The organism is Citrobacter sp. Cpo037 (genome assembly GCF_030332945.1).
In the GTDB taxonomy this organism is placed as follows: Bacteria; Pseudomonadota; Gammaproteobacteria; order Enterobacterales; family Enterobacteriaceae; genus Citrobacter; species Citrobacter portucalensis.
In genome coordinates this window covers 180,951-207,051 of sequence record NZ_JAOWGW010000040.1, presented here as the reverse complement: position 1 = coordinate 207,051, position 26,101 = coordinate 180,951, and the positions used below count along the sequence as shown (strand labels likewise).

General features: G+C 49.7%; 21 protein-coding genes. 12 read left to right on the top strand and 9 right to left on the bottom strand.

Features of this window, described 5'->3' with window-relative positions; genetic code table 11:
- Nucleotides 1–24: 24 nt before the first annotated feature.
- Nucleotides 25–783 carry an SDR family NAD(P)-dependent oxidoreductase gene (locus OGX94_RS04565; RefSeq protein WP_286568798.1) on the top strand — a complete coding sequence of 253 codons (759 nt, stop codon included), beginning with the start codon at nt 25–27 and terminating at the stop codon, nt 781–783.
- A 370-nt stretch (nt 784–1,153) separates the two neighbouring features.
- A complete protein-coding gene (locus tag OGX94_RS04560) occupies nt 1,154–1,759 on the top strand; it encodes a helix-turn-helix transcriptional regulator (protein ID WP_003827446.1) in 606 nt (201 codons plus the stop codon).
- Between the two features lie 15 nt (nt 1,760–1,774).
- On the opposite strand, the gene OGX94_RS04555 is transcribed toward OGX94_RS04560, so the two are convergent.
- Nucleotides 1,775–2,125 carry a glycoside hydrolase family protein gene (locus OGX94_RS04555; protein WP_286568796.1) on the bottom strand — a complete coding sequence of 117 codons (351 nt, stop codon included), beginning with the start codon at nt 2,123–2,125 and terminating at the stop codon, nt 1,775–1,777.
- Between the two features lie 86 nt (nt 2,126–2,211).
- Nucleotides 2,212–2,751, bottom strand: a complete 540-nt coding sequence (locus OGX94_RS04550; RefSeq protein ID WP_063941878.1) for a GNAT family N-acetyltransferase — start codon at nt 2,749–2,751, stop codon at nt 2,212–2,214.
- Between the two features lie 167 nt (nt 2,752–2,918).
- Between OGX94_RS04550 and OGX94_RS04545 the strand changes: the two genes are divergently transcribed.
- Entirely contained in the window at nt 2,919–4,508 is a 1,590-nt protein-coding gene (locus tag OGX94_RS04545) for an STY4199 family HEPN domain-containing protein (protein WP_063941877.1), read from the top strand.
- 27 nt (nt 4,509–4,535) lie between these two features.
- Here the strand turns inward: OGX94_RS04545 and OGX94_RS04540 are convergent, their stop codons facing one another.
- Complete coding sequence (locus tag OGX94_RS04540) at nt 4,536–6,185, bottom strand: alpha,alpha-trehalase (RefSeq protein ID WP_257662195.1); 1,650 nt, start codon at nt 6,183–6,185, stop codon at nt 4,536–4,538.
- Between the two features lie 426 nt (nt 6,186–6,611).
- Between OGX94_RS04540 and OGX94_RS04535 the strand changes: the two genes are divergently transcribed.
- Complete coding sequence (locus tag OGX94_RS04535) at nt 6,612–8,006, top strand: cytochrome-c peroxidase (protein ID WP_008786400.1); 1,395 nt, start codon at nt 6,612–6,614, stop codon at nt 8,004–8,006.
- Nucleotides 8,007–8,048: 42 nt separating this feature from the next.
- Here the strand turns inward: OGX94_RS04535 and gorA are convergent, their stop codons facing one another.
- Nucleotides 8,049–9,401, bottom strand: coding sequence for a glutathione-disulfide reductase (gene gorA, locus OGX94_RS04530; protein ID WP_257662196.1), 1,353 nt, complete (start codon nt 9,399–9,401; stop codon nt 8,049–8,051).
- A gap of 104 nt (nt 9,402–9,505) precedes the next feature.
- A complete protein-coding gene (locus OGX94_RS04525; protein WP_257662197.1) occupies nt 9,506–10,348 on the bottom strand; it encodes a 23S rRNA (adenine(2030)-N(6))-methyltransferase RlmJ in 843 nt (280 codons plus the stop codon).
- A 208-nt stretch (nt 10,349–10,556) separates the two neighbouring features.
- On the opposite strand from OGX94_RS04525, the gene prlC reads away from it, so the two are divergent.
- Both prlC and rsmJ read left to right on the top strand, forming a co-directional pair.
- The gene (prlC, locus tag OGX94_RS04520) at nt 10,557–12,599 is read left to right on the top strand and encodes an oligopeptidase A (RefSeq protein ID WP_257662198.1); all 2,043 of its coding nucleotides are present in this window, start codon (nt 10,557–10,559) and stop codon (nt 12,597–12,599) included.
- Nucleotides 12,600–12,607: 8 nt separating this feature from the next.
- Nucleotides 12,608–13,357 (top strand): 16S rRNA (guanine(1516)-N(2))-methyltransferase RsmJ, encoded by a 750-nt coding sequence (rsmJ, locus tag OGX94_RS04515; protein WP_003827462.1) that lies wholly within the window; start codon nt 12,608–12,610, stop codon nt 13,355–13,357.
- Between the two features lie 256 nt (nt 13,358–13,613).
- Here the strand turns inward: rsmJ and OGX94_RS04510 are convergent, their stop codons facing one another.
- Nucleotides 13,614–14,813, bottom strand: coding sequence for an NAD(P)/FAD-dependent oxidoreductase (locus OGX94_RS04510; RefSeq protein ID WP_257662199.1), 1,200 nt, complete (start codon nt 14,811–14,813; stop codon nt 13,614–13,616).
- Nucleotides 14,814–15,045: 232 nt separating this feature from the next.
- Here OGX94_RS04510 and OGX94_RS04505 point away from each other — a divergent pair, with 232 nt between their 5' ends.
- Nucleotides 15,046–15,549, top strand: a complete 504-nt coding sequence (locus tag OGX94_RS04505; RefSeq protein WP_126956437.1) for an RrF2 family transcriptional regulator — start codon at nt 15,046–15,048, stop codon at nt 15,547–15,549.
- Nucleotides 15,550–15,636: 87 nt separating this feature from the next.
- On the opposite strand, the gene dtpB is transcribed toward OGX94_RS04505, so the two are convergent.
- Both dtpB and uspA read right to left on the bottom strand, forming a co-directional pair.
- Nucleotides 15,637–17,109 carry a dipeptide/tripeptide permease DtpB gene (gene dtpB, locus OGX94_RS04500; protein WP_149335496.1) on the bottom strand — a complete coding sequence of 491 codons (1,473 nt, stop codon included), beginning with the start codon at nt 17,107–17,109 and terminating at the stop codon, nt 15,637–15,639.
- A gap of 281 nt (nt 17,110–17,390) precedes the next feature.
- On the bottom strand, nt 17,391–17,828 hold the full coding sequence (gene uspA, locus OGX94_RS04495) for a universal stress protein UspA (protein WP_003023368.1): 438 nt from the start codon (nt 17,826–17,828) through the stop codon (nt 17,391–17,393).
- Nucleotides 17,829–18,220: 392 nt separating this feature from the next.
- On the opposite strand from uspA, the gene uspB reads away from it, so the two are divergent.
- Complete coding sequence (uspB, locus tag OGX94_RS04490; RefSeq protein ID WP_003023371.1) at nt 18,221–18,556, top strand: universal stress protein UspB; 336 nt, start codon at nt 18,221–18,223, stop codon at nt 18,554–18,556.
- A 64-nt stretch (nt 18,557–18,620) separates the two neighbouring features.
- On the opposite strand, the gene pitA is transcribed toward uspB, so the two are convergent.
- On the bottom strand, nt 18,621–20,120 hold the full coding sequence (gene pitA / locus OGX94_RS04485; RefSeq protein ID WP_003827471.1) for an inorganic phosphate transporter PitA: 1,500 nt from the start codon (nt 20,118–20,120) through the stop codon (nt 18,621–18,623).
- Between the two features lie 229 nt (nt 20,121–20,349).
- On the opposite strand from pitA, the gene OGX94_RS04480 reads away from it, so the two are divergent.
- From OGX94_RS04480 to OGX94_RS04465, 4 genes are all read left to right on the top strand, one after another.
- Complete coding sequence (locus OGX94_RS04480; protein ID WP_193134821.1) at nt 20,350–21,579, top strand: BaiN/RdsA family NAD(P)/FAD-dependent oxidoreductase; 1,230 nt, start codon at nt 20,350–20,352, stop codon at nt 21,577–21,579.
- Nucleotides 21,580–21,693: 114 nt separating this feature from the next.
- Nucleotides 21,694–22,536, top strand: a complete 843-nt coding sequence (locus tag OGX94_RS04475) for a TnsA endonuclease N-terminal domain-containing protein (protein ID WP_286568789.1) — start codon at nt 21,694–21,696, stop codon at nt 22,534–22,536.
- Nucleotides 22,523–24,646, top strand: a complete 2,124-nt coding sequence (locus OGX94_RS04470) for a TnsB C-terminal domain-containing protein (protein ID WP_000351433.1) — start codon at nt 22,523–22,525, stop codon at nt 24,644–24,646. The genes OGX94_RS04475 and OGX94_RS04470 overlap by 14 nt, the downstream gene beginning before the upstream one ends.
- Nucleotides 24,646–26,094 (top strand): ATP-binding protein, encoded by a 1,449-nt coding sequence (locus OGX94_RS04465; RefSeq protein ID WP_001049180.1) that lies wholly within the window; start codon nt 24,646–24,648, stop codon nt 26,092–26,094. The genes OGX94_RS04470 and OGX94_RS04465 overlap by 1 nt, the downstream gene beginning before the upstream one ends.
- Nucleotides 26,095–26,101: the final 7 nt, after the last annotated feature.

Here is a 26,101-nt window from a genome sequence, read left to right as displayed (position 1 = left end):
ACAACACCTGAAATGAGGTTTCTTATGACGCAACGTATCGCATTGGTGACTGGCGGCGGCCGCGGACTCGGTAAAAACGCGGCGCTGAAGCTGGCGAGTAAAGGAATCGGTATTATCCTGACGTGGAACAGCAATGAAAAAGAAGCGCAGCAGGTTGTGGGTGAAATACGCCAATCTGGCGGTAAAGCGGCGGCATTACCGTTAAATGTCGGCGATATTTCTACATTCCCTCAGTTTGTTCAACAGGTGCAGGGAACGTTACAAACGCAGTGGCAAAGTAACGCGTTTGATTATTTATTGAACAATGCCGGAATCGGCATCAACGCACCGTATCCGGTATTTACTGAAGCGCAATTTGACCAACTTTTGAACATCCATTTTAAGGGGCCCTTTTTCCTGACGCAGAGCCTGCTACCGCTGATAAATAAAGGTGGTCGCATCCTCAATGTCTCTACCGGGCTTGCCCGCTTTGCGCTACCGGGTTACAGCGCATACGCAGCCATGAAAGGTGCGATGGAAGTGCTAACCCGTTATCAGGCAAAAGAGCTGGGAGAGCGCGGCATAACGGCGAATATTATTGCGCCAGGCGCAATAGAAACGGATTTTAGCGGCGGAAATGTGCGGGATAATGCGCAATTGAATGCGTACATTGCATCGCAAACGGCGCTGGGACGCGTTGGTTTACCTGATGATATTGGCGACGCCATTGCTGCGCTGCTCAGCGATGAACTGGCCTGGATGACGGCACAGCGTATCGAGGTATCCGGCGGAATGTTCCTGTAAACCCATAAGGTGCTTATTCAACAGGTCACGGCATGCGTTGAATAAGCACTTAATGCTAGATTGTATTTTGTAACAGATTTATCCATTGTCGTTGATATCTTATTTTTAGCTAAAAATATAAAATCATATTAATTAATATTCATTGTCTTATCATGAGCATCGAATATTAAGACTTTCCCTAGTTTTCGAACCTGTTTTTGTTCCTTTGTATGATCCTTCGGGTTGAGCTGTAACTATTCATAACTTCTGCTTCTTTCTTCTCTGTCTATCGGTAAAATGGCCCCCGCCAAATGGTGACTTCTTATTTTACCCTATGGGTAATACCCTTCCGCATGTTAAGGCTAATATCCTATTCGGATGGAGATAAATAATGCAGGTAGTAATGTTTGACAGGCAGTCAATATTTATTCATGGAATGAATGTAAGTTTGCAGCAACGTATTCCAGGAGTGGATGTTCAGGGTGTCAGTCAGGCAGATGAACTTTGGCTGACGCTGGAAGATAAACCCGAGGCATTAGTTATATTGGATGGCGACCTTGATGCTGAGTTCTGCTGTAGCTTGCTGCAACAGATAGCAGAGCGCTTTGCGATGGTGAAGGTGCTGGTGACCGCAACGGACTGCCGTAAAAAATGGTTGCAAGAGGTCACTAAACTGAACGTGCTGGCCATTGTTCCGCGCGATTCTGACGCGGAAACCTTTACGCTGGCCCTCAATAGCGTCGCGATGGGTATGATGTTTATCCCCAGAGACTGCATAACCGCTACCGAAAGCGGTGGGCAAAATATCAGATTGCTCAGCGCGCGCCAGCGGGAGATTTTGACCATGCTGGCCGCCGGAGAATCTAATAAACAAATTGGTCGACTGTTAAATATCAGTACCGGAACGGTAAAAGCCCATCTTGAGTCGTTGTATCAGCGCCTGGAGGTAAAAAACCGTACGCAGGCGGCAATGATGTTAAACAACACCATTTACTAGGAACATATTTCACAGTCAGAATATTTCTGGCTGTGAAATAGACACCGGCCAGATATTTTTAGCGCAAAATTGGGTAATTCCCACGCTGAATATCCACGTAATTAATGCTTCCAGCTGAAACCTGTCTTTTATTTGCGTCATTTCCTTATGGATGAATGCCTCGCAGATACTCATATCTGCGAGCAGCAATGTTTCTGCCTGCATCACCGTAATTGGGGTATCAAAGGATTCATTGGCGGAGATTTCGTGCCCGTAACCAATGACCCAGATGCCTTTTTTGTCCTGATACTTTTCCCGCGACAGGCCCTGCCATTGCTTAATAAATGCGATACAGGCGGGCGTGAAATGTGTCGAACGCAGCGGCATAATCATCTCTGTGCAAAGAGACCTATTCTAAAAAAACCACGCCGTTACGCTAGTTGCCTGACAGCCAGTATTTACCGCAAAACGACCTATGCCTTGGGCGGCTGATATTCCTGTTTTAACAGACCAAAAATCCAGTCATCGTGCCAGGTTTGATGTAGCCAGTAGCTTGCGCGTAGCGTGCCTTCATGAATGAACCCGACCTTTTCCAACAGACACCGTGAGGCTTCGTTTCCTGCGGTGACACAGGCGGTCAGTCGCCGCAGACCACCGCTGGCAAAGGCGTATTCACACACGGCATGCAGAGATTCAGCGCCATAACCTTTACCCTGCGCCTCTGGGGCGAGCAGAAAGCCAACCTCGGCACATTCATTGTTCTCCTGAATGTATCCGGTCACGCCAAGCGGTGCTCCCGATGTCTTATCGCACAAGAGCAGACATAGCCAGTGCGGGCTGCCGGGAAACCATTCAGGCAGGCGGGAGTCGAAGGCTGTCCGTACTTCCTCTTCAGTACGTGCGTCAGCGACAAAACGCATCACATCTGGGTTCTGCTGTAGCGTTAAGAAGAACGTCCAGTCATTTTCTGTCAGTGGGCGGCAGAGCAGACGTGATGTTTGCAGTACAGGCACAGGCTTATCTCCAGAATAATTTTCAATGATTGTGCGGAAGTCACTGTAAAACTTATTTATTTGCTATATGAATGTGTTCTAGTCTACATCGGCACAACGTTGCGTTTAAAAAAGATAATTACATACCATTGTGAGGCCGCACGTTTTGGGTCCTTTTAGGGAAGATGATGACCAATAGCGCGTTACAAGCGACATGTACACCCTTTGAACATTGTCTGGGGATTATCCGCCAGGCGTCGGTAGAAATATTACTGCTTCTAGGCGTACATGCCGCAGAAGGCAAAGACCCGCGGTGGTTTCTCGAACAGCTGGATCAGGCACGACTGAATCTGGGCGGCTGGGGGGCTGTCGCCAGACGGTTGCAGATGAATGATGCGCAATTGAGCCAGTTCACTCTGCGGCTACGTCATCTTCAACAGAGTGTACCCCAATATGAAAATGGCCAGGACGTCAGTGAAAACCAGCTGATTTCAGCGCTGCGCTTTGTGGCTTCTCTGGAACAATTACGCCAGCAACAGCCCATCCTGAAGTATCAAACCGAAATTGCACCTGTGGAGCCGGATGCTCAGATGCGGGCGCAGCGTCAACTTCGCGCAATAGAATTAACCCTCAAATCTCTGATTGCACGGGTATGGCCGGATCAACATCCTCTCAACAGCTTTCTGAAACAGCACTTTGGTGGTGAACGTCTGCGTCGCTGGCTAAAGTTGGGCGAAGGACGAGATGCGCTGGACGGTATGATGTTTAGCGAGCTGGCACTGATGGTCGTCGATAAGAAATTATTCGTTCGCCACTTTACGCAGATTTTTAACGATACTTCAGTGCTCATGTCATTTGTTGAGCCGCGCATCACGCTACGCATGTTTTTGGATGATTGCCGCCTGGCTCGTAACTGCGTTATCGCGCAGCAGCCGCTGACGTCGGTACAACTGATATTGCTGGACTACCAGTACCGACAGATAACTCATCCTGTGCAACGGGCATTTGAGGAACGGCGTACGCGCATTAATCCTGCGTCGTATCTGGAATCTGATGAGGCCATGGTCCGCCAGTTTTGGGAAACAGCAAAGCAAAAAGACGAGCAAGCGGGAGGCGATAAGCATGAAATCGCAGACAGTATTGATCCGCCGGAAAAGCGGGCCAAGCGCACGGCGGAAGAACGTGAACAGCTGATTTCCGGTATGTTGTGGGTAGCGGTCGGCGTGATGGTGCTGGCGATTTCGCTGGGTGCGTTCTGGTTATTCACTTCGCCGGCGCCACAGGCGTCTTCCGGACAGTCCGTTGAAATCGTACAAGAGGAGCCACGGCGTGATGCCCCTAGCGCACGGGAGGCGGTGACCCGAATGGGCATCACCTGGGATGCCTTTAACATGCGGGCGGCTATCGATCGCAATGACACCCGCGTGACGTCACTTTTTCTGCAGGGCGGGATGGACTGGAAGCTGGCGTGGACGGAGCAGGCGTTTTCGGCGGGCAATACTGAGGTGTTGAGACTGCTGCTGCGTTACCCTTCGCAGATGGATGAAAGCAAACCATGCCGACAGTTTATGACTACGCTCAGCCATGCGATGTCGAATGGGGCATCGCTCACTTCGCTGCATAAAAGTTATCTGCAAAGTTTTTGTTCCGTGCCTGCGGTCGTTGCGCGTCAGCAATATGATCTTGAGCAGGCCGAGCTGCGTGTTCGCGCCCAGCCAAGCCCTGAGAACAAGAAATGGCAGAAAATTCACGCCGAGCTGTATGATGCAATTAACTGACAGCCTGATGACTCAGACCGTCAGCCACTAGGGTTCGCCATACAAACCGATGAGTCTGCGCACCACGCCATTGGTCCAGCCAAAGCCGTCCTGCAACGGATATTCCCCGCCGCCGCCTTCGCGCGGCGCGGCGTCGGCTATGTGGTATTTTTCGATAAGCTTGTGGTGTTCCTGATAAAAGAGATTCACCGTTTTCAACCAGTTACGGGCAATTTCATCCCCGAGATGGTCGTCACCGTACAGTTTGAAGCCCTGGATCGCCATCCACTGCAGCGGCGCCCAGCCGTTGGGTTTATCCCATTGTTCCCCGGTTTCATGCTCCGTGGCTAAAATGCCACCGGGCGTTAGCAGGCGACTGCGAACCGCGTTAGCAAGCCGATCGGCTTGTTCATGTGTTGCCATACCGACATACAGCGGCACAATACTGGCGGCAGAGAACAGGGCCATTTGTTCGCGCCGCCAGTCGTAATCGCGATAGCAGCCGTTTTCATCGTCCCAGAGATAGCGGTTTACCGCATCACGACGATCGCTGGCTTTCTGGCGAAACAGTGCTTCCGTTTCTTTGTCACCTTTTAGCGCGGAAATATTGGCAATAGTGCTTTCCAGCTTGTAGAGGAATGCGTTCAGGTCAATTGGGATGAACTGCGTGGTGCGTATGCTGGCAAGGCGGCCTGCGTCGCGTAGCCAGCGCGATGAATAATCCCAGCCAGAAGCCGCGCCCGCGCGTAAATCCCGATACACTTCATTGGGTGGGCGACCCGAATGCTTGGCGGTCTCGATGTCTTCAAGCCATGATTCATCGCGTGGCGTATCACGATCGTCCCAATAGCGGTTAAGTAGAGAGCCGTCAGACATTCTGATCACGTGGCGGTAGGCCTGGTTGAGTACCAGGGAATCGGCGCCATCCATCCAGAACGCGTACTCCATTTTTAGATGATCAAGGTAACGACGCGCGCCGCGTACGCCATCCTCTTCAAACAGTTCCACCATCAGCGCAAATACCGGCGGCTGTGAGCGACTCAGATAGTAAGTGCGGTTGCCGTTCGGGATGTGACCATAGTTTTCAATCATCCAGGCAAAGTTATCTGCCATACATTTCAGCAGATCTTCGCGGCCGCTCTCTGCCAGACCCAGCATGGTAAAGTAGGAATCCCAGTAGTAGGTTTCGCTAAAACGCCCGCCTGGCACAATGTATGACTGCGGTAACGCCAGTAGCGAGGACCAGGGAATGTGATCCTGCGGCTCGCGCGTCAGCACCGGCCACAGTTGATCGATATGCTCTTTCAGCGAACTTTCCGGGTCAGAAACGTATTCGCTGGAGGGCGTTTCCGGGAGCCAGAAATGGTTCTCGACGAAGCGTCGCAGATCGAAGTCCCGATGGCGTTTAACCTTGCGATAACGAATTAAAATGTCGAGCGGGTCCATTTTGGGCGCACAATCTGGGAAGGTTTTACTATCCGCAAACAGTTTGGATGACTGGACGTGTTCGAACAGTTCGAGATAACGATCGGCAGGGGTTAACGCATCTGAAGCGGGGAGCCCTTCAATCATCTCCGGCTCAGGCTCCGCCTCAATCATTTCATCCAGCTTTAACTCGCACGGATCCATTTCATAAAGCAGATCGATGTCGATCGTCATTTCTTCAGAAGGGGCGTGGGGTAGTTTCTGGTTGAGCATAATGAGAAAGACCTCCGATGGACGTTGAAAGATTAAGGCTATTGCCCGGTCGTCAGTTAAGCGTAGACATTCGCTTCGGTGTCGGGTGAGTAAAGCGTGCGGTTGATCACGTTTTAATGCTGAGCAAAATTTAAAGAATCAGACTATCCCAATGAAAATAATGGATAATTCAAAGTTCTGCATAATCTGAATATATTCCATTTTCAGAGCATTCGATTGCAACGAGGTGTGAACAGAGACAGGTAACGCCTTATCTCTATAATAGGCGCAGGCTATTCTATTGATAGTTCTCCCCCATGTAATTGCTTGATACTTATCAAAATAGTAATTCCCTCATTTCCTATGATGGTCAGGTCTGACAAAGACAGTGCATTAATTATTCTAATTTTCTGGGTTACAATAACTCACAACGGTGAGGGTAAAATAATGAAAATCATTACCCGTCTTACCGCGATTGCCATAGCTGGCATCGTGATTTGTTATTTTGGATTATCCGGTTATGTGTGGTATCACGATAATCAACGTAGCAAACAGGCTGATGTTCAGGCCTCTACGCTGGAAGAAAATAATAAGGTATTAGGATTTTTACGCGAAAAAGGATGCGATTATTGTCACACGCCTTCAGCTGAATTACCTTTCTATTCTTCTTTTCCTGTCGCTAAGCAGTTGATGAATTATGATATTCAACTGGGATACAAATCATTCAATCTCGAAGCCGTTCGTGCGGCGCTGGTCGCAGATAAACCCGTTTCGCAAAGCGACCTGAATAAAATTGAGTGGGTGATGCAGTACGACACCATGCCGCCAACGCGATATACCGCGCTGCACTGGGCCGGGAAGGTCAGCGATACGGAGCGAGCCGAGATCCTGGGCTGGATTGCGAAACAGCGTGAGCAGTATTACGCCAGTAACGATACCGCCGCGCAGCATCGTAATGAACCGGTACAACCGATACCGGAAAGCATCCCAACCGATGCCCGCAAAGTAGCGCTTGGCTTTACGCTTTACCACGACCCGCGTATTTCAGGTGACAGCACGATTTCTTGCGCGCATTGCCACGCCCTGAATGCAGGCGGCGTGGATGGCCGGAAAACGTCGATCGGCGTAGGCGGCGCCGTTGGCCCGATTAATGCGCCGACGGTGTTTAACTCGGTCTTCAACGTTGAACAATTCTGGGATGGTCGTGCGCCAACATTGCAGGCGCAGGCAGGCGGCCCGCCGTTGAACCCTATCGAAATGGCGTCTAAATCCTGGGATGAAATTATCCAGAAACTGGATAAAGATCCGCAATTGAAGCAAGAGTTTATCGCGGTTTATCCGCAGGGATTCAGCGGGGATAATATTACCGATGCGATTGCTGAGTTTGAGAAAACGCTAATTACGCCAAATTCGCCGTTTGATAAATGGCTACGCGGCGATGAAGCGGCGTTAACTGCTCAGCAGAAACATGGCTATCAATTGTTTAAAGATAATAAGTGTGCGACCTGTCATGGCGGTATTATTTTAGGCGGGCGCTCATTTGAGCCATTGGGTTTGAAAAAGGACTTTAATTTCGGTGAGGTCACTGCCGCAGATATTGGCCGCATGAACGTCACTAATGAATTACGTGACAAGCTGCGTCAAAAAGTCCCGGGCTTGCGTAACGTTGCGCTGACCGCGCCTTATTTCCATCGCGGTGATGTGCCTACGCTCGATGGTGCGGTAAAACTGATGCTGCGTTATCAGGTGGGTAAAGAACTGCCGCAGGAAGATATCGACGATATCGTGGCGTTCCTCGAAAGCTTAAACGGCGTGTATACGCCATATATGCAGGGTAAATAAGAGAAAACCGGATGGCAAAGCACCATCCGGTTTATTTATTGCTTAACGCATGGTAACGAATTCTTCTGCCGCCGTTGGGTGAATCGCAACGGTGTTATCAAAGTCTTTCTTGGTTGCGCCCATTTTCAGCGCGACCGCGAAGCCTTGCAGCATTTCATCCATTCCAAAACCAATACCGTGAATACCGACAATTTTCTCTTCCGGACCGACGCAAACCAGCTTCATGCGGCACGGCTGACGATGTGAGGTGACAGCGGTATACATCGCGGTAAATGATGATTTATACACTTTCACCTGGTCATCGCCGTGCTGTTCGCGAGCCTGCTGCTCGGTCAGGCCCACGGTGCCAATTGGCGGGTGGCTGAAGACCACGGTCGGGATGTTGCTGTAGTCCAGATGTTCGTCCGGTTTGTTGTTAAACAGACGCTCGGACAGGCGACGGCCCGCGGCAACGGCAACCGGCGTCAGTTCAACGGCACCGGTGTTGTCGCCGACGGCATAAATACCCGGCACGCTGGTGTTCTGGAATTTATCAACGACGATGTAGCCTTTTTCATTGGTTTTCACGCCGGTAACAGCCAGATTGAAGTTGTCCGTTTCTGGCTCACGACCAATCGCCCAAATCAGGCAGTCTACCGTTTCGCTACGACCATCTTCCAGTTGCAGGGTCAGGCTGCCGTCAGCGTTTTTAACAACCGCTTTTGGAATCGCGTGAGTATGCAGAGTCGGGCCTTCGGCGTTCATCACCTCAACCAACGTCTCGACGATCATCGGATCAAAGCTACGCAGCGGCGCGTGTTTGCGTACGAACAGGTGCGTTTGGGCACCCAGGCCGTTAATCACACCAGCCAGCTCAACGGCAATGTAGCCTGCACCAACAACAGCCACGCGTTCTGGTAACGCTGGCAGCTCAAAGAAACCATTAGAATCAATACCATATTCCACGCCAGGAATGTTCGGATGGCTCGGGCGACCACCGGTGGCAATCAAAATATGATCGGCAGTAATGGTTTCACCGTTTACTTCAATGGTTTTGGCATCCACAAAGCGCGCAAAGCCTTTGATCACATCGACATTATTTTTGCCCAGCACGTTGTCGTACGAGGTATGAATACGATCGATATAAGCGGTACGCGTGGCGATCAGTTTATCCCAGTCGAACTTATTGATAGTGGTGTCGAAACCGTAATCCGGACCGTACATGTGGATCGCTTCGCGGACCTGTGCGGCATGCCACATCACTTTCTTCGGTACGCAGCCAACGTTAACGCAGGTGCCGCCTAACTCTTTGGCTTCAATCAGTGCGCATTTTTGACCGTACATTGCTGCACGGTTAATGGAGGCAATACCGCCGCTGCCGCCGCCAATAGCGATGTAATCATAGTGCTTGGTCATGACCGCTCCTTTATGTTCATTGTAGGGCGGAGAAGCGTTACGCCATCCGCCAAAATATTCGCGATTGTATACCTGATATTAAAAGGTTCCACCGATGGCTGCGATTACTCCGGCACTATCCAGCTTACGGAAGTATGCCCGGTTCCTGTCGGAACCAGTTTGCTGTGCAACCACGGCAGGACGTTGTTCATCTGCTGCTCCAGCTTCCACGGTGGGTTAATCACAATCATGCCGGATGCCGTCATGCCGCGCTGATCGCTGTCCGGGCGCACCGCCAACTCAATTTGCAGAATTTTGCGGATGCCGGTGTCTTCGAGATCGTGGATCATGCGCTTGATTTGTTGGCGCAGAACCACTGGATACCACAACGCATAGGTGCCGGTCGCGAAACGTTTGTAGCCTTCGTTAATACCGGTCACTACTGCCTGGTAGTCGCTTTTGATTTCGTAGGGTGGATCGATAAGGATCAACCCTCGACGGGAAACCGGCGGTAATTTTGCTTTCAGCTGCTGATAACCATCGGCTTTGGCCACGCGAGTGCGCTCATCTTTCTGGAATTCGCTGCGCAGCAGAGGGAAGTCGCTCGGGTGCAGTTCAGTTAATTGCAGGCTGTCCTGTTCGCGCAGCAGCTGGCGAGCAATTAACGGAGAGCCCGGGTAGTAGCGCAACTGACCGCTACGGTTGAAGTGTTGCACCACGCCAATGTAGGGTTCCAGTTCTGCAGGCAAATCGTCCTGCTGCCAGATGCGGGCGATCCCTTCCAGATATTCACCGGTACGTTCGGCATGCTCACTGCTCAGCTGATAACGGCCAGCGCCAGCATGGGTGTCCAGATAGAGAAACGGTTTTTCTTTCTCTTTGAGCGACTCGATGATCAGGCTCTGAACGGTATGTTTAAGGACGTCGGCGTGGTTGCCTGCGTGATAACTGTGGCGATAACTGAGCATGGGTAATGAAATTCCGCTGAAATGACGATTTGCCACAGTTTACAGCAGATCGGCACAGATTACCCGTAGGCCCGGTAAGCGCAGCGCCACCGGGCGTCTTTCCGTCACGGTTAGCATTGAAATCCTCTACACTTAACCCCATTGTACAAATTAATATGCACAGCGCCGGATACGCGCTTCATTCACTCTTTTCAACAGGACCGCGCTAATGACCAATCCATTGCTGACTCCCTTCGAACTGCCGCCGTTTTCTAAAATTCAGCCTGAGCACGTTGTGCCTGCCGTCACTCAGGCGCTGAACGATTGCCGTGAAAATGTTGAGCGAGTGGTTGCGCAGGGCGCGCCGTACACCTGGGAAAACCTCTGCCAGCCGTTGGCGGAAGTTGACGATGTGTTGGGGCGTATTTTCTCTCCGATTAGCCACCTGAACTCGGTGAAAAACAGCCCGGAACTGCGTGAAGCCTACGAACAAACGCTGCCGCTGCTGTCTGAATACAGCACCTGGGTTGGACAACATGAAGGCCTGTACAAAGCGTACCGCGACCTGCGTGATGGCGATCATTACGCCACCCTGAATACCGCACAGAAAAAAGCGGTTGATAACGCGCTGCGCGATTTTGAGCTTTCTGGTATTGGTCTGCCGAAGGAAAAACAGCAGCGCTATGGTGAGATTGCCACCCGCCTGTCTGAGCTCGGCAACCTGTACAGCAATAACGTCCTCGATGCTACGATGGGCTGGACCAAGCTGGTGACCGACGAAGCGGAACTTGCCGGGATGCCGGAAAGCGCGCTGGCCGCCGCAAAAGCGCAGGCTGAAGCCAAAGAGCAGGAAGGCTATCTGTTAACCCTGGATATCCCAAGCTACCTGCCGGTGATGACCTACTGTGATAACCAGGGGCTGCGTGAAGAGATGTATCGTGCATACTCCACGCGCGCATCTGACCAGGGGCCAAACGCGGGCAAATGGGACAACAGTCCGATAATGGAAGAGATCCTCGCGCTGCGCCACGAACTGGCACAACTGCTGGGCTTTGAGAGCTACGCCTTTAAATCTCTGGCTACCAAAATGGCGGAGAACCCGCAGCAGGTACTCGACTTCCTGACCGACCTGGCGAAACGTGCCCGTCCGCAGGGTGAGAAAGAACTGGCTCAGCTGCACGCCTTCGCGAAAGCGGAATTTGGTGTTGATGAGCTGCAGCCGTGGGATATCGCTTACTACAGCGAGAAACAAAAACAGCACCTCTACAGCATCAGCGACGAGCAGCTGCGTCCTTACTTCCCGGAAAACAAAGCCGTTAACGGTCTGTTTGAAGTGGTTAAACGTATTTATGGCATCTCCGCCAAAGAGCGCACCGATGTTGACGTCTGGCATCCGGAAGTTCGTTTCTTCGAGCTGTACGACGAAAACAACGAGCTGCGCGGCAGCTTCTATCTTGATCTGTATGCCCGTGAACACAAACGCGGTGGGGCGTGGATGGACGACTGTGTCGGCCAGATGCGTAAGACAGACGGCACATTGCAAAAGCCGGTCGCTTACCTGACCTGTAACTTTAACCGTCCGGTGAACGGTAAACCTGCGCTGTTTACCCACGATGAAGTGATCACCCTGTTCCACGAGTTCGGCCACGGTCTGCACCATATGCTGACCCGTGTCGAAACCGCGGGCGTTTCCGGTATCAACGGCGTGCCATGGGATGCGGTCGAACTGCCGAGCCAGTTTATGGAAAACTGGTGTTGGGAGCCGGAAGCGTTGGCGTTTATCTCTGGTCACTTTGAGACCGGTGAACCGCTGCCGAAGGAACTGCTGGATAAAATGCTGGCGGCGAAAAACTACCAGGCAGCGCTGTTTATTCTGCGTCAACTGGAGTTCGGTCTGTTTGATTTCCGTCTGCACGCGGAGTTTAACCCGCAGCAAGGGGCTAAAATCCTCGAGACGCTGGCGGAAATTAAAAAACAGGTCGCCGTGGTGCCGGGCCCAACGTGGGGCCGCTTCCCGCATGCCTTCAGCCATATTTTTGCTGGTGGCTACGCAGCGGGTTACTACAGCTATCTGTGGGCAGACGTACTGGCGGCAGATGCCTTCTCTCGCTTCGAAGATGAAGGGATTTTCAACCGTCAGACCGGACAATCGTTCCTCGATAATATCCTTACCCGTGGCGGTTCTGAAGAGCCGATGGAACTGTTCAAGCGCTTCCGTGGCCGCGAGCCGCAGCTGGATGCAATGCTGGAGCATTACGGGATCAAAGGCTGATTATTCACGTGAAAATCTGCTTAGTAGATGAAACAGGCGCCGGAGACGGCGCCTTATCTGTTCTTGCCGCCCGCTGGGGACTGGAACACGATGAAGATAACCTGATGGCGCTGGTGATGACGCCGGAACATCTGGAACTGCGCAAACGTGATGAACCCAAACTCGGCGGTATCTTCGTGGATTTCGTGGGCGGTGCGATGGCCCATCGGCGCAAATTTGGCGGTGGACGCGGTGAAGCGGTGGCGAAGGCGGTTGGCATTAAAGGCGATTACCTGCCGGATGTGGTCGATGCGACAGCTGGGCTGGGGCGCGATGCGTTTGTACTGGCCTCGGTAGGCTGCCGCGTACGAATGCTGGAACGTAATCCGGTGGTTGCGGCACTGCTTGATGATGGCCTGGCGCGCGGCTATGCCGACCCGGAAATCGGTCCGTGGCTGCAGGAACGTTTACAGCTGATCCATGCGTCGAGTCTGACGGCGTTAACCGATATCACGCCGCGCCCGCAGGTGGTGTACCTCGATCCGATGTTTCCACATAAGCAGAAAAGCGCGCTGGTGAAAAAAGAAATGCGGGTGTTTCAGTCATTGGTGGGGCCGGATTTAGATGCGGATGGGCTGCTGGAGCCTGCGCGTCAGTTGGCCACCAAACGTGTGGTGGTGAAGCGCCCAGACTACGCGCCGCCGCTGGCGGATGTCGCCACGCCGAACGCGGTTGTGACGAAAGGGCATCGGTTTGATATCTACGCTGGGACAGCATAGTTTGTAGGTCTGTGCACTGTGCTGCCTGATGCGCTGCGCTTATCAGGCCTACGACAGCGTGTCTTTGTAGGCCACATCCTGGCTTGGTGCGCTGAATTGCCTGATGCGCTGCGCTTATCAGGCCTACGACAGCGTGTCTTTGTAGGTCACATCCCGGCTTGGTGCGCTGTGCTGCCTGATGCGCCGCGCTTATCAGGCCTACGACAGCGTGTCTTTGTAGGCCGGATAAGGCGTTAGCCGCATCTGGCATTATCCATTAAACAAACGGTGCCAGCGGGTCGGCAATCTCAAATGCTACTGCTCGGTCTGCTTTCGGTGGGTAAATCAGCTCGCTGACAATCGACACCTTCAGCTTCTTCGCTTCTGTGCGCGTCAGTTTCACCTGCTGATCCCATCCTTCGCTATACACTGCACCCCAGGCACCAAGATCCAGGCAGGTGACGTAGTTTTCCTGACGATATGGCAGTGGTGTTACGTTTAACAGGTCCGCCGCAGCGTTATTACCGGCAAATTTACCCAACAAAATCGCGTGCTGACAGGTCATTAACGCATGGTTGCCTTTGTCGTCGGTGGCGGCATAGGCCACATCGCCAGTGGCGTAGATATCATCGTGACCCACAACCTGCAGATTGGTATTCACATGCAGACGGCCCTGGCGATCGCGCGGGGCGTTAATCTGTGCTGTCAGGTTATTAGCCTGTACGCCGACGGTCCAGATAACCGTCTGAGAGGCAATCACCTGCCCATCTTTCAGCGTGACGCCGGAGGCATCTACGCACTCTACTTCCGCATTGACCAGCCACTCGACGCCCAGTTCAGCAGAGGCTTCGATAATCACGTCACGTAATTCCTGGCTCCAGCGTCCGCCTGGCTGAGCACCGCGTTCAACTACGACAACTCTGGTCTTAGCATCAGCACCCAATATTTCGCGCAAACGACCCGGTAATTCCAGCGCCATCTCTATCCCGGTGAAACCACCACCACAGACCACCACGGTATTGCGAGCCTCACTTTCCGGTTGTAATGCCAGATCTTTAATGTGCTGCTCCAGTACGGCGGCGCTTTCGAGTTGGTCGAGGTCAAACGCGTGCTCGGCGGCACCGGCGACGGCGTCGCGGTTTACATGACTTCCGCTGGCGAGCACCAGGCGGTCATAGCGACGCAGATGAGTGTCACCGTTGGCATCTTTCCAGCTCACCTCTTTAGAGTCCGGGAGGATTTGCTCGACGTGACCTTGCAGGAAGTTGACGCCGGTAACGTCAAACAACGGTTGCAGTGGTGCGACCAGCGTATGAACGGCGCTTTCATAAAAGCGTGGGCGGACACGCAGCTCCGGCTGTGGCGCAATTACTGTAATATCAATTGCCTGCTGATGTTTATCCGCTAGTCGTGCGGCGCTTAATGCTGCCCACATACCGGCAAAGCCGGCGCCCACGATCAGAATTTGTTTACGCATTGGGGTTTTCTCACTGGTGACTACGAATTATTTACTCGGATTTTATTTGTCGTAGTTAAGAATTGCAATGCGATCGAGATCCTTTTTGCCACAAAGGGTAGTGTTTTTTGATTATCTGTTTGATAAGTATGTATTTAAAGTTCTTTTGTGAAAAGGGATTACTTTGCTGTCTGGAATGAATGAGATGAAAAAGCTACAATAAACTCAGATTCATTTTGGCTGAGATAAGAGAATGGCATTCTACAGTTCGGGAGTTGAGTACGGCATTCATAGCCTGATGTGTATGGTCGACAGTAAGGGCGACGCGCGGGATATGAGCGTGCGGGAAATAGCCGAACTGCAAAGCGTACCGTATGACTATCTGGCAAAAATTTTCACCCGTCTGTCCAAAGCGGGTCTGGTGCGCAGCATTGAAGGCAAAGGTGGCGGTTTCCAGTTAGCTAAACCCGCTGAACACATCACGGTGCTGGATGTGGTGAATGCTATTGATGGCGATAAGCGCATCTTTGAGTGTCGTGAAATTCGCCAGCGGCTGGCGATATTTGAGGAACATCCACCGGAGTGGGCCTGTGAAGGCATTTGTGGCGTGCGTTCGGTAATGGACATGGCCCAGCAGCGAATGGAAGAAGCGCTCGGCCAGCATACGATTCTGGACTTGGCGCGCAAAATGTACCGCAAAGCGCCGGACACTTTTGTGGTGGAAGTGCAGGAGTGGATAGACGCGCGTAAAGGGTAGTGAGTGAAAATACCCGATAGCGCAAGGCGACCGGGCATGTTGAATGTAGGCCGGACAGGGGCAATAGCCGCCATCCGGCACTGAAGGTTATTGCTCGGTGCTCGGCGTATTAATCATGCGGTTCAGCCATGGCACCATAATCGCCATCACGACCGTTACGGCCAGGGTGACAAGGCCAATCTTGCTGAAGACGTTGGTATAGATAGGCAGCGTTTGCAGCGGGTCGGTGATGTTCTCTGGTACGGCGGTGAACGTAGCGACATAACCCCCCATCAGGAAGGCCGCGGCCTGCGTCAGGAACCACATCCCAAGAATGAAGCCCATCAGATGTTGTGGCACGAGAGCAGCGACCATAGCCAGTCCCAGGGCGCTAATCAGCAGTTCACCCAGGCTCTGGAACAGATACACCAGCACGATAAACCACGGCGACGTCAGCCCTTGTGCATCGGCAAACCACATCCCGGCAGCGGCGGCCGTCAGGAAGCCCAATGAGCACAGGAACATACCGAGCGTAAATTTCATCGGCATGGTCAGGTCTTTGCCTTTGTTGCCCAGACGGGTATAGATTGCGGCCAGTACCGGACTCGCCAGTACCACCCAGAACGGGTTCAGCGCCTGGAAGCTCACCGGGTTGATGGCGAAACCAAGAATTTCATGGTGTACGTTATTGATCGCAAAGAAGTTCAGCGATGTCGGCATCTGCGCGTACAGCACGTAGAACACCACCGCTTCCAGCATCAGGATAAAGGCCACGAACATCTTGTTGCGCCCGGTTTTATCCAGTTTGAATGCCTGACGGAAGAAGATGAGGGTCACGACAATCGACAGGACGATCAGCACCAGGTTGGCAATCTGCACGTTGTGCATCAGCCAGGCGCAGATAAATACCATCACTACCGTACCGGCCAGCACGTACAGCAGGTTACGGAAGTTCAGTGGCTTATGGTCTGGCTCAGAGCCGATATTTTTCACCATTCCGCGGCAGGCAAAGTAGACCAGCAGCGCGACGATTAGTCCGGCTCCGCACAGGTTGTAAGTCACAGCGTAGCCAAACTTATCGGCAATCACCGGCGCCAGCGACAGTGACAGCAACGAACCGATGTTAATCGACATATAAAACAGGGTGAAAGCACCGTCCAGACGGGCGTCTTTCGGGGGATAGCATTTTGACAGCAGGCTTGCCGGGTTGGCTTTAAATAGCCCGTTACCAACGGCAATGGTACCCAAAGCAATAAAGATTAGATCCGGCTTAAGCAGCGACATCCCGGTCATGAAGTAGCCGATTGCCAGCACAATGGCACCGAGTACCAGCGTGCGCTTGGTGCCTAACAGGTGGTCGCCGACGTAGCCGCCGATCGAGATCAGGCCGTAAACTAGTGCGGCAAAGGCACCAAAGGTGACAAATGCCTGTTCTTGTGAAAATCCGAGCTGCTTAACAAAAAATACCGCCAGGATGCCCTGTACGCCGTAATAGCCAAATCGTTCCCATAATTCCACAAAGAAGATCATGAAGAACGGACGAGGTTGCTGCAGCAAGCCCGTAGGTGCAGTTTTATTCATATTCCATCGCCTTTCAAAGCCATCCCGAAAAGTATGAACGCGTATGCTTAAACGCGCCGAAAAAGTCTTATTTTGTTATAGACTGCGGTTATTGGCCGCAAGGGTAGAGTATTATAGAGATGGTTTTCGATCCAATTAGTTGATCACACTAATTATGATTTATTAGCTGGATGGATGTACTAATTGTGACCGAATGATAAAAACAAAAACGCCCGCAAAGGCGGGCGTTTACAGGCTTAACGACTTGCAGTGGGCCGGGTTAACTTCCGGCGGCAAGCATTTTATGCTTCTTCGTCGTCACGCAGCGGAACAATCAACATGTCGACGTGGACGGTGTTGATCAGTTGGCGCGCGGAGGACATCAGTTTGCTCCAGAAATCCTGGTGGTGACCACAGACGACCAGATCCATGTCGTATTTTTTGATGGCATCAACCAGAACCTGACCCAGGTCGCCGCTACCGCTCAGGGTTTCGGTGATAGGGTAGCCTGCATTGGTGGACAGCTCGGTTAACGCGTGGTGGGTTTCTTCAGAAATGCGTTTCTGCATGTCGCCCAGATTCACGTCGATAAGCCCGGTGTACAGGTCAGAATAGTTTACGTCAACGTGGATAAGGGAGACTTTAGCATTGTAAGGTCGCGCCATAGAAACCGCTTTTTCAACCAGAACTTTGCTTTCCGGAGAAAGATCAACCGCGATAAGAATGTGTTTATAAGCCATAGTGTTACTCCTTCCATAAGTTGTCGATGACTAGCCTGCTGGCGTTATATGCCGCCGCGTCATCCGCGTCCTGCGAACCTTGTGCGCGGGGCTAGCCCAGTCGTAAAAACGTACCATATAAGGACTATCCTTACATTATAGCGACCAGGATAATCCGTCAATCCGCCTTGCTTGCCAAATAGTTAAACAAATTTTTAAGTTAATTGCATTGATAGCGATTAACCTTATGGCAAAAAAATTAACTAATCTCCTACACTATCTAAAGAGGCGTTCGGATGCGTGATACTAACACGAACGGTTTCGGCTGCACTCTTCATTGAATGGTTTGGCAGGGTATCGGGGAGCGGTAGTCCCGGAAAGGAGTTCCGTGGGCGGGTCGCCGGGGAGGAGGTATGATAAGCACCATTGCATTATTCTGGGCTTTATGTGTCGTTTGCATTGTTAATATGGCGCGCTATTTTTCTTCGCTACGCGCACTGTTAGTGGTACTTCGTGGTTGCGATCCATTACTTTACCAGTATGTAGATGGAGGGGGCTTTTTTACCTCGCATGGGCAACCGAACAAGCAGATGCGTCTGGTGTGGTATATCTACGCTCAGCGTTACCGCGATCATCATGATGATGAATTTATTCGCCGTTGTGAGCGGGTTCGCGGTCAGTTCATTCTCACCAGCGCGCTATGTGGCCTGGTGCTAATCAGCATGGTTGCGCTGATTATCTGGCACTGATTCCAACAACAGATACAAAAAAAGCGGGTCAGCTTCCTGACCCGCTTTTTTACCGTGCATTCGCTTAGATAAGCTTCAGGGACAGCCAGTACAGCACCCCGGAAAGAATAATCGCAGCCGGCAGGGTGAAGACCCAGGCCATCAGAATGCTGGTTACCGTTTTACGCTGCAATCCGCCGCCATCAACAACCATCGTCCCCGCAACGGAAGAAGAGAGAACGTGGGTGGTGGAAACGGGCATACCGGTGTAGCTGGCGAGGCCGATAGAGACTGCGGCGGTCATCTGCGCCGACATCCCCTGGGCATAAGTCATGCCTTTCTTACCGATTTTCTCGCCGATGGTGGTGGCAACGCGACGCCAGCCAATCATCGTACCAATACCCAGCGCCAGTGCGACGGCCATAATGATCCAGATAGGCGCGTACTCAATGGTGCTCAGCATGTCAGCTTTCAGTTTTTTCAGCAGACGCTGATCGTCAGCGCTTACGCCAGGCAGCTTAACCACTTTATCGGTGGTATCAGAGATGCACAGCATAATACGGCGCAGCTGACCACGCTGTTCGACGCTTAACTTGTCATAGGTTTCCAGGTTCGCCAGCATACCTTTCGCACGTTCCAGCGCGTTGATTGTATTCGCCGGGTGGCAATGGAACTCTGTCGTCGTCGCGGGGGCCGCGTCCGTCGGGGACGGAATCAGCTGGTCTACGCCTGTGGCCTGTTTAAGCAGGTCAGGGCGCTGCTGGAAGAAGACTTCGACGTTATTGATTGCATCACGGGTACGGGTAATCTCGTAACCGGAAGCATTCATATTCACCACGAAGCCTGCAGGCGCTACGCCAATCAGCACCAGCATCACCAGACCAATGCCTTTCTGCCCGTCGTTAGCGCCATGAGAGAACGCTACGCCGATAGCGGAGAGGATCAGTGCAATACGGGTCCAGAACGGCGGCTTTTTCTTGCCATCTTTCTTTTCACGTTCTGCTGGCGTCAGGTGGATACGGGCACGTTTTTTTGTACCGCTCCAGTAACGACGCAGAATGAAAATAAGACCGCCTGCAACCACCAGACCAACAATTGGCGAGATGATAAGCGAAGCAAAAATACCGATAACTTTCGGAATGTTAAGTGCGTCCACCACCGAGGTGCCGGTCATCAGTGCATTGGTTAAACCAATACCGATAATGGCGCCAATCAGCGTGTGGGAGCTGGATGCAGGTAAACCAAAGTACCAGGTACCCAGGTTCCAGATAATTGCCGCCAGCAGCATGGAGAACACCATGGCAAGGCCATGTGACGATCCCATATTAAGCAGCAGATCCGTTGGTAGCATATGCACGATGGCATATGCCACGCTGAGACCACCCAGCAAAACACCAAAGAAGTTGAACAACGCAGCCATGACCACCGCCAATTGCGAACGCATTGCACGGGTATAGATCACGGTTGCGACAGCATTGGCTGTGTCATGGAAGCCGTTAATTGCTTCGTAGAACAGCACAAAAGCCAGAGCAAGCAATAGTAAAAGCCCGGTATGTAAATCCAGGCCAGCAAACAAATGTAGCATAGGACGTTACGCCATTTTGAGGACATGAACGCGGCGCATTATCAGTGACTTTGGCGGCGCGGGCAAAGTGAAATATAGAGTTTTTTTGATTTGTCTCCTGCTTTGTTTTACACCACTAAAGAATTATCCTATATATTTCAGTTAAATACACTTTATCGGTAGTTTGGTGCTGGTGCGACCACTGAGGAATCTTTACAATTCACACCCGCTTTTTAGAGAGGATCGCAACGTGGAAAGGTTTGATACCGTTATTATAGGCGCTGGCGCAGCGGGTATGTTTTGTGCCGCGCAGGCAGGACAAGCAGGTAGTCGAGTACTGCTGATTGATAATGGTAAAAAGCCAGGGCGCAAGATTCTCATGTCTGGCGGGGGACGCTGCAACTTTACCAATCTTTATGTCGAACCGGCCGCCTATTTGAGCCAAAACCCCCATTTTTGCAAATCGGCACTTGCGCGTTACACGCAGTGGGATTTTATCGACCTGGTGGGCAAACACGGTATTGCCTGGCATGAAAAAACGCTGGGTCAGCTGTTCTGCGATGATTCCGCTCAGCAAATTGTCGATATGCTGGTAGACGAGTGTGAAAAAGGTAACGTAACTATGCGGTTACGGAGCGAAGTCCTGAGCGTGGTGCAGGATGATGAAGGTTTCACCCTCGAACTGAATGGCATGACGGTCGGCACGAAAAAACTGGTTATCGCTTCAGGTGGGCTTTCCATGCCGGGTCTGGGGGCAACGCCGTTTGGTTATAAAATTGCCGAACAGTTTGGTCTGAAGGTGTTGCCAACGCGCGCGGGACTGGTGCCCTTTACGTTGCATAAGCCACTGCTGGAGCAGCTTCAGGTGCTCTCTGGCGTGTCGGTCTCCTCCGTTATCACCGCCGAAGACGGCACCGTATTTCGTGAAAATCTGCTCTTTACACACCGAGGACTTTCGGGCCCAGCTGTTTTGCAGATTTCCAGTTTTTGGCAGCCAGGCGAATTTGTCAGCATTAATTTGTTGCCGGATGTTGACCTCGCAAGCTTCCTCGACGAACAACGTAGCGCACATCCTAACCAGAGCTTAAAGAACACCTTAGCAATGCAGTTGCCAAAGCGTCTGGTGGAATGCTTGCAGCAGTTAGGGCAAATTCCTGACGTGTCTCTGAAGCAGCTTAACGTGCGCGATCAACAGACGCTGGTTGAAACGCTGACCGAGTGGCGGGTGCAGCCGAACGGTACGGAAGGGTATCGTACCGCTGAAGTCACGTTGGGTGGTGTCGATACTAACGAGCTGTCATCGCGCACGATGGAAGCCCGCAAAGTGCCAGGGCTCTACTTTATCGGCGAAGTGATGGACGTCACCGGCTGGTTGGGAGGCTATAACTTCCAGTGGGCGTGGTCGAGTGCCTGGGCATGCGCACAGGATTTGGTATTGTCCGAGGACAATAAAGTTGTACACAAAGCACTAAAGTTGTAACCATTCTCAAAAAACGACGCTAATGTTGTATACTTACTGAATGTGTGGTTATAGGGTTGGAGACTATAAAATGCACATATAGGTACGTATCAATGTCGTTTTTAGGGTACGATCATGGCTAGGGGTAGGCGTCTCAAATCCTATTTGGATTATGAAAATGCGCTAGGTGACGGCATAGGAGTGGGCTATGGCCAAAGTTATCAGCCCTGGCTTAGAGCTAAGGACGTTAAATCCCGTGGAAACCGTTCGATAGTCTTTGGCCTTAAGACGTTTCGAAACCATCATCTCCTTTCTTCTGTCGAAAGTAACTTTTTCTATCTGGCTGAGTTTAATGACTCGGTGATTGATATCCGGGAACAATTCCCACTCTTTCCTCTCCGGCTTACCCAACAAATAGCAAATCATCTACATTTTCAACATCCTATGGTGAGGGGAGTAAGAGGAGTACCTGTCGAAGTTCTGAATGTTATGACAACCGATTTTTTACTGACCTTGAGAACTCCTGAAGGCGGACTTCGATACAAAGCTATAGCAGTAAAACATAACGAGAGCATACCTGAACGCGAAGCCCAAAAACTTGAAATAGAGAGGATGTTTTGGCAGTTGATTGATGTTGAGTTTCAAATTTATGTTGGCTCGGAACTCAATAACGTCGTCGGTAAAAACATTTGCTGGGCTACTTCTGTATTAAGAGATGGTTCTGAATTTTATGATAAATATCCTCTTGATAAAATCCTATGGAAGCTTAAACCAGATGTTTATCCCATAGTAGGACTACGTGCAATGATTTCATCAATCTTTGGGGTAGATGCACAAGAAGCGATGATGTTATTGCAGGCAATGATTGGATTAAAAATGATAAATGTTGATTTATCATATCCAATACTCGAAACCGGTCTGATAAAGATAATTTCCAATGACCACTATATAGGACTGAACGCAAATGGATATTATTAGGAATTCAGTCTGGCTCTCTCAAGGCACTGATTTGCTTGCAGAGGGACTTTACCGTGTTTTGGATTTTGACAGAAAGGTCGATTTGTTAATTTTGTTTAAAATAAAATCAGAAAGAACGGGTAAGCCAATCCCTTTCTCATTTTCAATGTTTAAATATTATATTGAATCAAATAGCATAACTTGTAAAGATTATATATATCCTTCATATATGTTAGTAGATGAGAAAGAAATAACAGATAAAGACAGAGGAAGGCGAGATGAAAATTACAATATCATTAAAGATCTTGTAGATGACAGAATGTTTCTGTTCGACTATGCATTACATAAAAAGTCGCACCTTTTAATGGATTACTCCAGAAATAAAAAAATATCACAATATACTATCAGAACGCTTCTGGCGTTGTATTGGCGACATGGGCAGGATATTTATGCATTGCTACCCGCATTCTCGAACTGTGGCGCCGCTGGGAAAAGTAGAATCAAACATGAAATTAAACTTGGGAATTCCAAAAAAAACAGAGCATTACCTAATGAACGATCACGTGTTTTCATTCTTAATGAAAGAGATATAAATAATATTAGAAAATCTCTCATTACGTATCATTATAAAGTTAACGGAGATACGATAAAGAAAACATTAGAGAGACATATTGATTTGTATTTTAGGGATGAAATTAAAACAGCAAACCTAGAAAATAGAGCTCCATATGTTCCTTCTTTAAAACAATTTTCATACTGGAATAAAAAACTCTTCACTAAAGATTTCTCGATAAATAAGAAGAACACGAAAAAAGAAATAGACCTCAAAATGCGGGCGCTTTTAGGTAGTGTGGCTAATACAACTGTTTTGCCGGGTGATGTTTTCGAAATAGACTCAACTGTCGCTGATGTACATCTTATTTCGAGTTTAAACAGACGAAAAGTCATTGGGCGTCCTACTATTTATACAGTGGTGGATCGTGCAACAAGAATGATTGTTGGCCTTCATGTTTCTTTATACCATGCTTCATGGCGAGCCGCCCGACAAGCGTTAGCAAATTGCTTTATGCCAAAAAAAGAATATTGTAGATTATTTGGAATCTCTATTACTGATGATGATTGGCCTTGTTCTCACATTCCATTAACATTGATGTGTGACAACGGGGAGATGATTGGTCTTAAACCTCAGGAAGAGATGACCCCCCTGACAAAACTTGAGTTTGCGCCAGTCGGTAGAGGCGACAGAAAAAGCATTGTTGAACGCTGTTTCGGCATTCTGAATGATGAGGTTATTCATAGGCTTATTGGAACAACACGAAGGGGAAAGATTGTTAAAGGAGAGCCAACACCGCAATCCAGGGCTTGTTTAACGATTCAGGAGGTCACGTCTTTACTGATTCGGGAGATACTTGCACATAATCAGAGAACGTATGAGGAACTGGCTTATATCAATCCCTTACTGATTGAAAATGATCTCGTAATATCACCAAAAAATAGTTGGATGATAAGCTTAAAGCACGGGAGATTCAGCGCAAGAGCCGTTGGGGCCGACGAAGTGATCGCACGATTGTTAATCCCTGTGAACGCTAACATTACCGCCGGTGGGATTCAGTACAATAATCTTTTTTATGAATGTGATCCTGAAATTGCATCAGGTGTCAGAGTATTTGGAAGAACCACTTGTGAAGCAAGAATAGATGACAATTGCGTAGATTATATATATGTAAGATTTGACAAAAATAGCATTTTCAAAAAACATTACCTACTTAAGAAAAGAGATGTATTTAAAGGGAAAGCTCATCTTGATACAGATGTAATGGCTGATTGGGTAGATACTCAAAAAGAAATTAATTTATTTACTCTGGATTCGCTCAGCAATATCAATAATAAAGATGAATTTAACAGGAAAGGTAACGAAAGATTAAATGAAATATACGAATCTCGCCGGGTACATGGTAAAGATATTAAAAAGAACAGGAAAAATGAACTTGATTCATTAGGGCGAACTCATGTTGCTAATGGAAGATCTGAACCCCTACTTCCTTCATCCAGTAATGTTCTGCTTTTGCCTGGCCGGGAGGAGAAACAAAGATGGTTAAAAGGTAAGAAGAAGACTGAGGACGCAGAATAATGAACCTTATACGGCGCGTTTCAGCGATATATAAAGAACAGGAGTTACCTGAGTATCGTGGCAATCCCTTAATTGAAGCACTTCCTGAAGCGCTTACGGAAGATGAAGTACTTCTGGAAATGAGTTATTTCCCCGAAATTGACGAAAAAATCCGCTGGACTGCCCCGGCGAATGTTAGAGAGCAGTATGTCGAACGTATAAAGAAATTCCGTTGCCCTCAAACCAATCTTATCCAGGCTTATAAGATGATCTTACGGGCACTTAGGGAAAGCTATGCAGCTCGTAATCCTTTAAAAAGCGGAACAATTCAATATCTTCATTACTATGGAAATGAGCGTCCTGATATTGAGCCAGAAAGTGGATATTTTAAATCCCAGGCTGAAACTATTACGATAGTTGGAATGAGTGGTTCTGGAAAAACTACCATGATTGAGCAAGTCATGGATCATTTCCCTCAGATTATAGAACACAGCAGCTATAAAGGAGTTTTTCCCGGCTTCAGTAAGCAAATTGTATGGGTAAAGATTAATTGTCCATACAATTCAAGTGTGAGAGACCTTTGTGAAGAGATTTTACAAAAATTAGATGATGCAATTGGTATTGAACGAACTACACCTGAGATTAGAAATGGTGCTCTGGCTCGCCAGATTGCACAAAGAATTAAATCATCATTTTTGGGTATCCTTGTTATTGATGAAATGCAGAGGCTTAAATTTTCAAGAACCGGGGGTGAGAGTAAGTTGATTGATTTTTTACATGAAATTGTAGATTCCATGGGGGTATCTATGGTTTTTTGTGGAAATCATCCTTTTGACGAGACGCTGACAAAGAAAATGAGAATTGCCAGGCGGGCAGAGTCTGGTGGTTACATGAAAATTAAGAATGTTAGATACGATTCACAAGACTGGCAATCGTTTATTCATTATTTATGGCCATTACAATGGACAAATGTTGAAACTCCATTAAATGATGAGTTAAACGAAAAATTATTCATTTTATCTAAAGGCAATATTGGATTGGCTCAGATGATTTATCGGGGGGCACAATTAAAGGTTATCGGTAGCGGCAATGAAATCATCACTGGCGCAGTCTTGTCGGCCTCTGTACCGGTACTCGTGAGTCATACGGAGGAATATAAGGATACTCCACTCCCGGGGGCCGCGACTGAAGATGAGGAAGCTAAATGGCTCTCTGCATCTAATGAGGGTGATGCTTCGGCTAAAATCATGGCAGAGAAGTCCCTAAAGTCTTTGATCCCTGGGGATATAGACAGGCCACAGCACAAGGAATTCGTAGGAAAAATAGACGAGGTTTTGCGCAATTTCGACGAGAAAATACTGTCTCTTGACCACGATCTTGTTATCAACAGAACAGCTGAAAAGAAAAATACCTACGATGCTCTTCAGCGTTGCGGGCTTATAAATATAGATCCACTTAATAAATTGTAATGAGGTA

Excerpts from the sequence above, each read along its gene's own strand:
- OGX94_RS04565 (WP_286568798.1), top strand. The coding sequence starts at position 25 with ATGACGCAACGTATCGCATTGGTGACTGGCGGCGGCCGCGGACTCGGT.
- OGX94_RS04560 (WP_003827446.1), top strand. The coding sequence starts at position 1,154 with ATGCAGGTAGTAATGTTTGACAGGCAGTCAATATTTATTCATGGAATG.
- OGX94_RS04555 (WP_286568796.1), bottom strand. The coding sequence starts at position 2,125 with ATGCCGCTGCGTTCGACACATTTCACGCCCGCCTGTATCGCATTTATT.
- OGX94_RS04545 (WP_063941877.1), top strand. The coding sequence starts at position 2,919 with ATGACCAATAGCGCGTTACAAGCGACATGTACACCCTTTGAACATTGT.
- OGX94_RS04540 (WP_257662195.1), bottom strand. The coding sequence starts at position 6,185 with ATGCTCAACCAGAAACTACCCCACGCCCCTTCTGAAGAAATGACGATC.
- OGX94_RS04535 (WP_008786400.1), top strand. The coding sequence starts at position 6,612 with ATGAAAATCATTACCCGTCTTACCGCGATTGCCATAGCTGGCATCGTG.
- gorA (WP_257662196.1), bottom strand. The coding sequence starts at position 9,401 with ATGACCAAGCACTATGATTACATCGCTATTGGCGGCGGCAGCGGCGGT.
- OGX94_RS04525 (WP_257662197.1), bottom strand. The coding sequence starts at position 10,348 with ATGCTCAGTTATCGCCACAGTTATCACGCAGGCAACCACGCCGACGTC.
- prlC (WP_257662198.1), top strand. The coding sequence starts at position 10,557 with ATGACCAATCCATTGCTGACTCCCTTCGAACTGCCGCCGTTTTCTAAA.
- OGX94_RS04510 (WP_257662199.1), bottom strand. The coding sequence starts at position 14,813 with ATGCGTAAACAAATTCTGATCGTGGGCGCCGGCTTTGCCGGTATGTGG.
- OGX94_RS04505 (WP_126956437.1), top strand. The coding sequence starts at position 15,046 with ATGGCATTCTACAGTTCGGGAGTTGAGTACGGCATTCATAGCCTGATG.
- dtpB (WP_149335496.1), bottom strand. The coding sequence starts at position 17,109 with ATGAATAAAACTGCACCTACGGGCTTGCTGCAGCAACCTCGTCCGTTC.
- uspA (WP_003023368.1), bottom strand. The coding sequence starts at position 17,828 with ATGGCTTATAAACACATTCTTATCGCGGTTGATCTTTCTCCGGAAAGC.
- uspB (WP_003023371.1), top strand. The coding sequence starts at position 18,221 with ATGATAAGCACCATTGCATTATTCTGGGCTTTATGTGTCGTTTGCATT.
- pitA (WP_003827471.1), bottom strand. The coding sequence starts at position 20,120 with ATGCTACATTTGTTTGCTGGCCTGGATTTACATACCGGGCTTTTACTA.
- OGX94_RS04475 (WP_286568789.1), top strand. The coding sequence starts at position 21,694 with ATGGCTAGGGGTAGGCGTCTCAAATCCTATTTGGATTATGAAAATGCG.
- OGX94_RS04470 (WP_000351433.1), top strand. The coding sequence starts at position 22,523 with ATGGATATTATTAGGAATTCAGTCTGGCTCTCTCAAGGCACTGATTTG.
- OGX94_RS04465 (WP_001049180.1), top strand. The coding sequence starts at position 24,646 with ATGAACCTTATACGGCGCGTTTCAGCGATATATAAAGAACAGGAGTTA.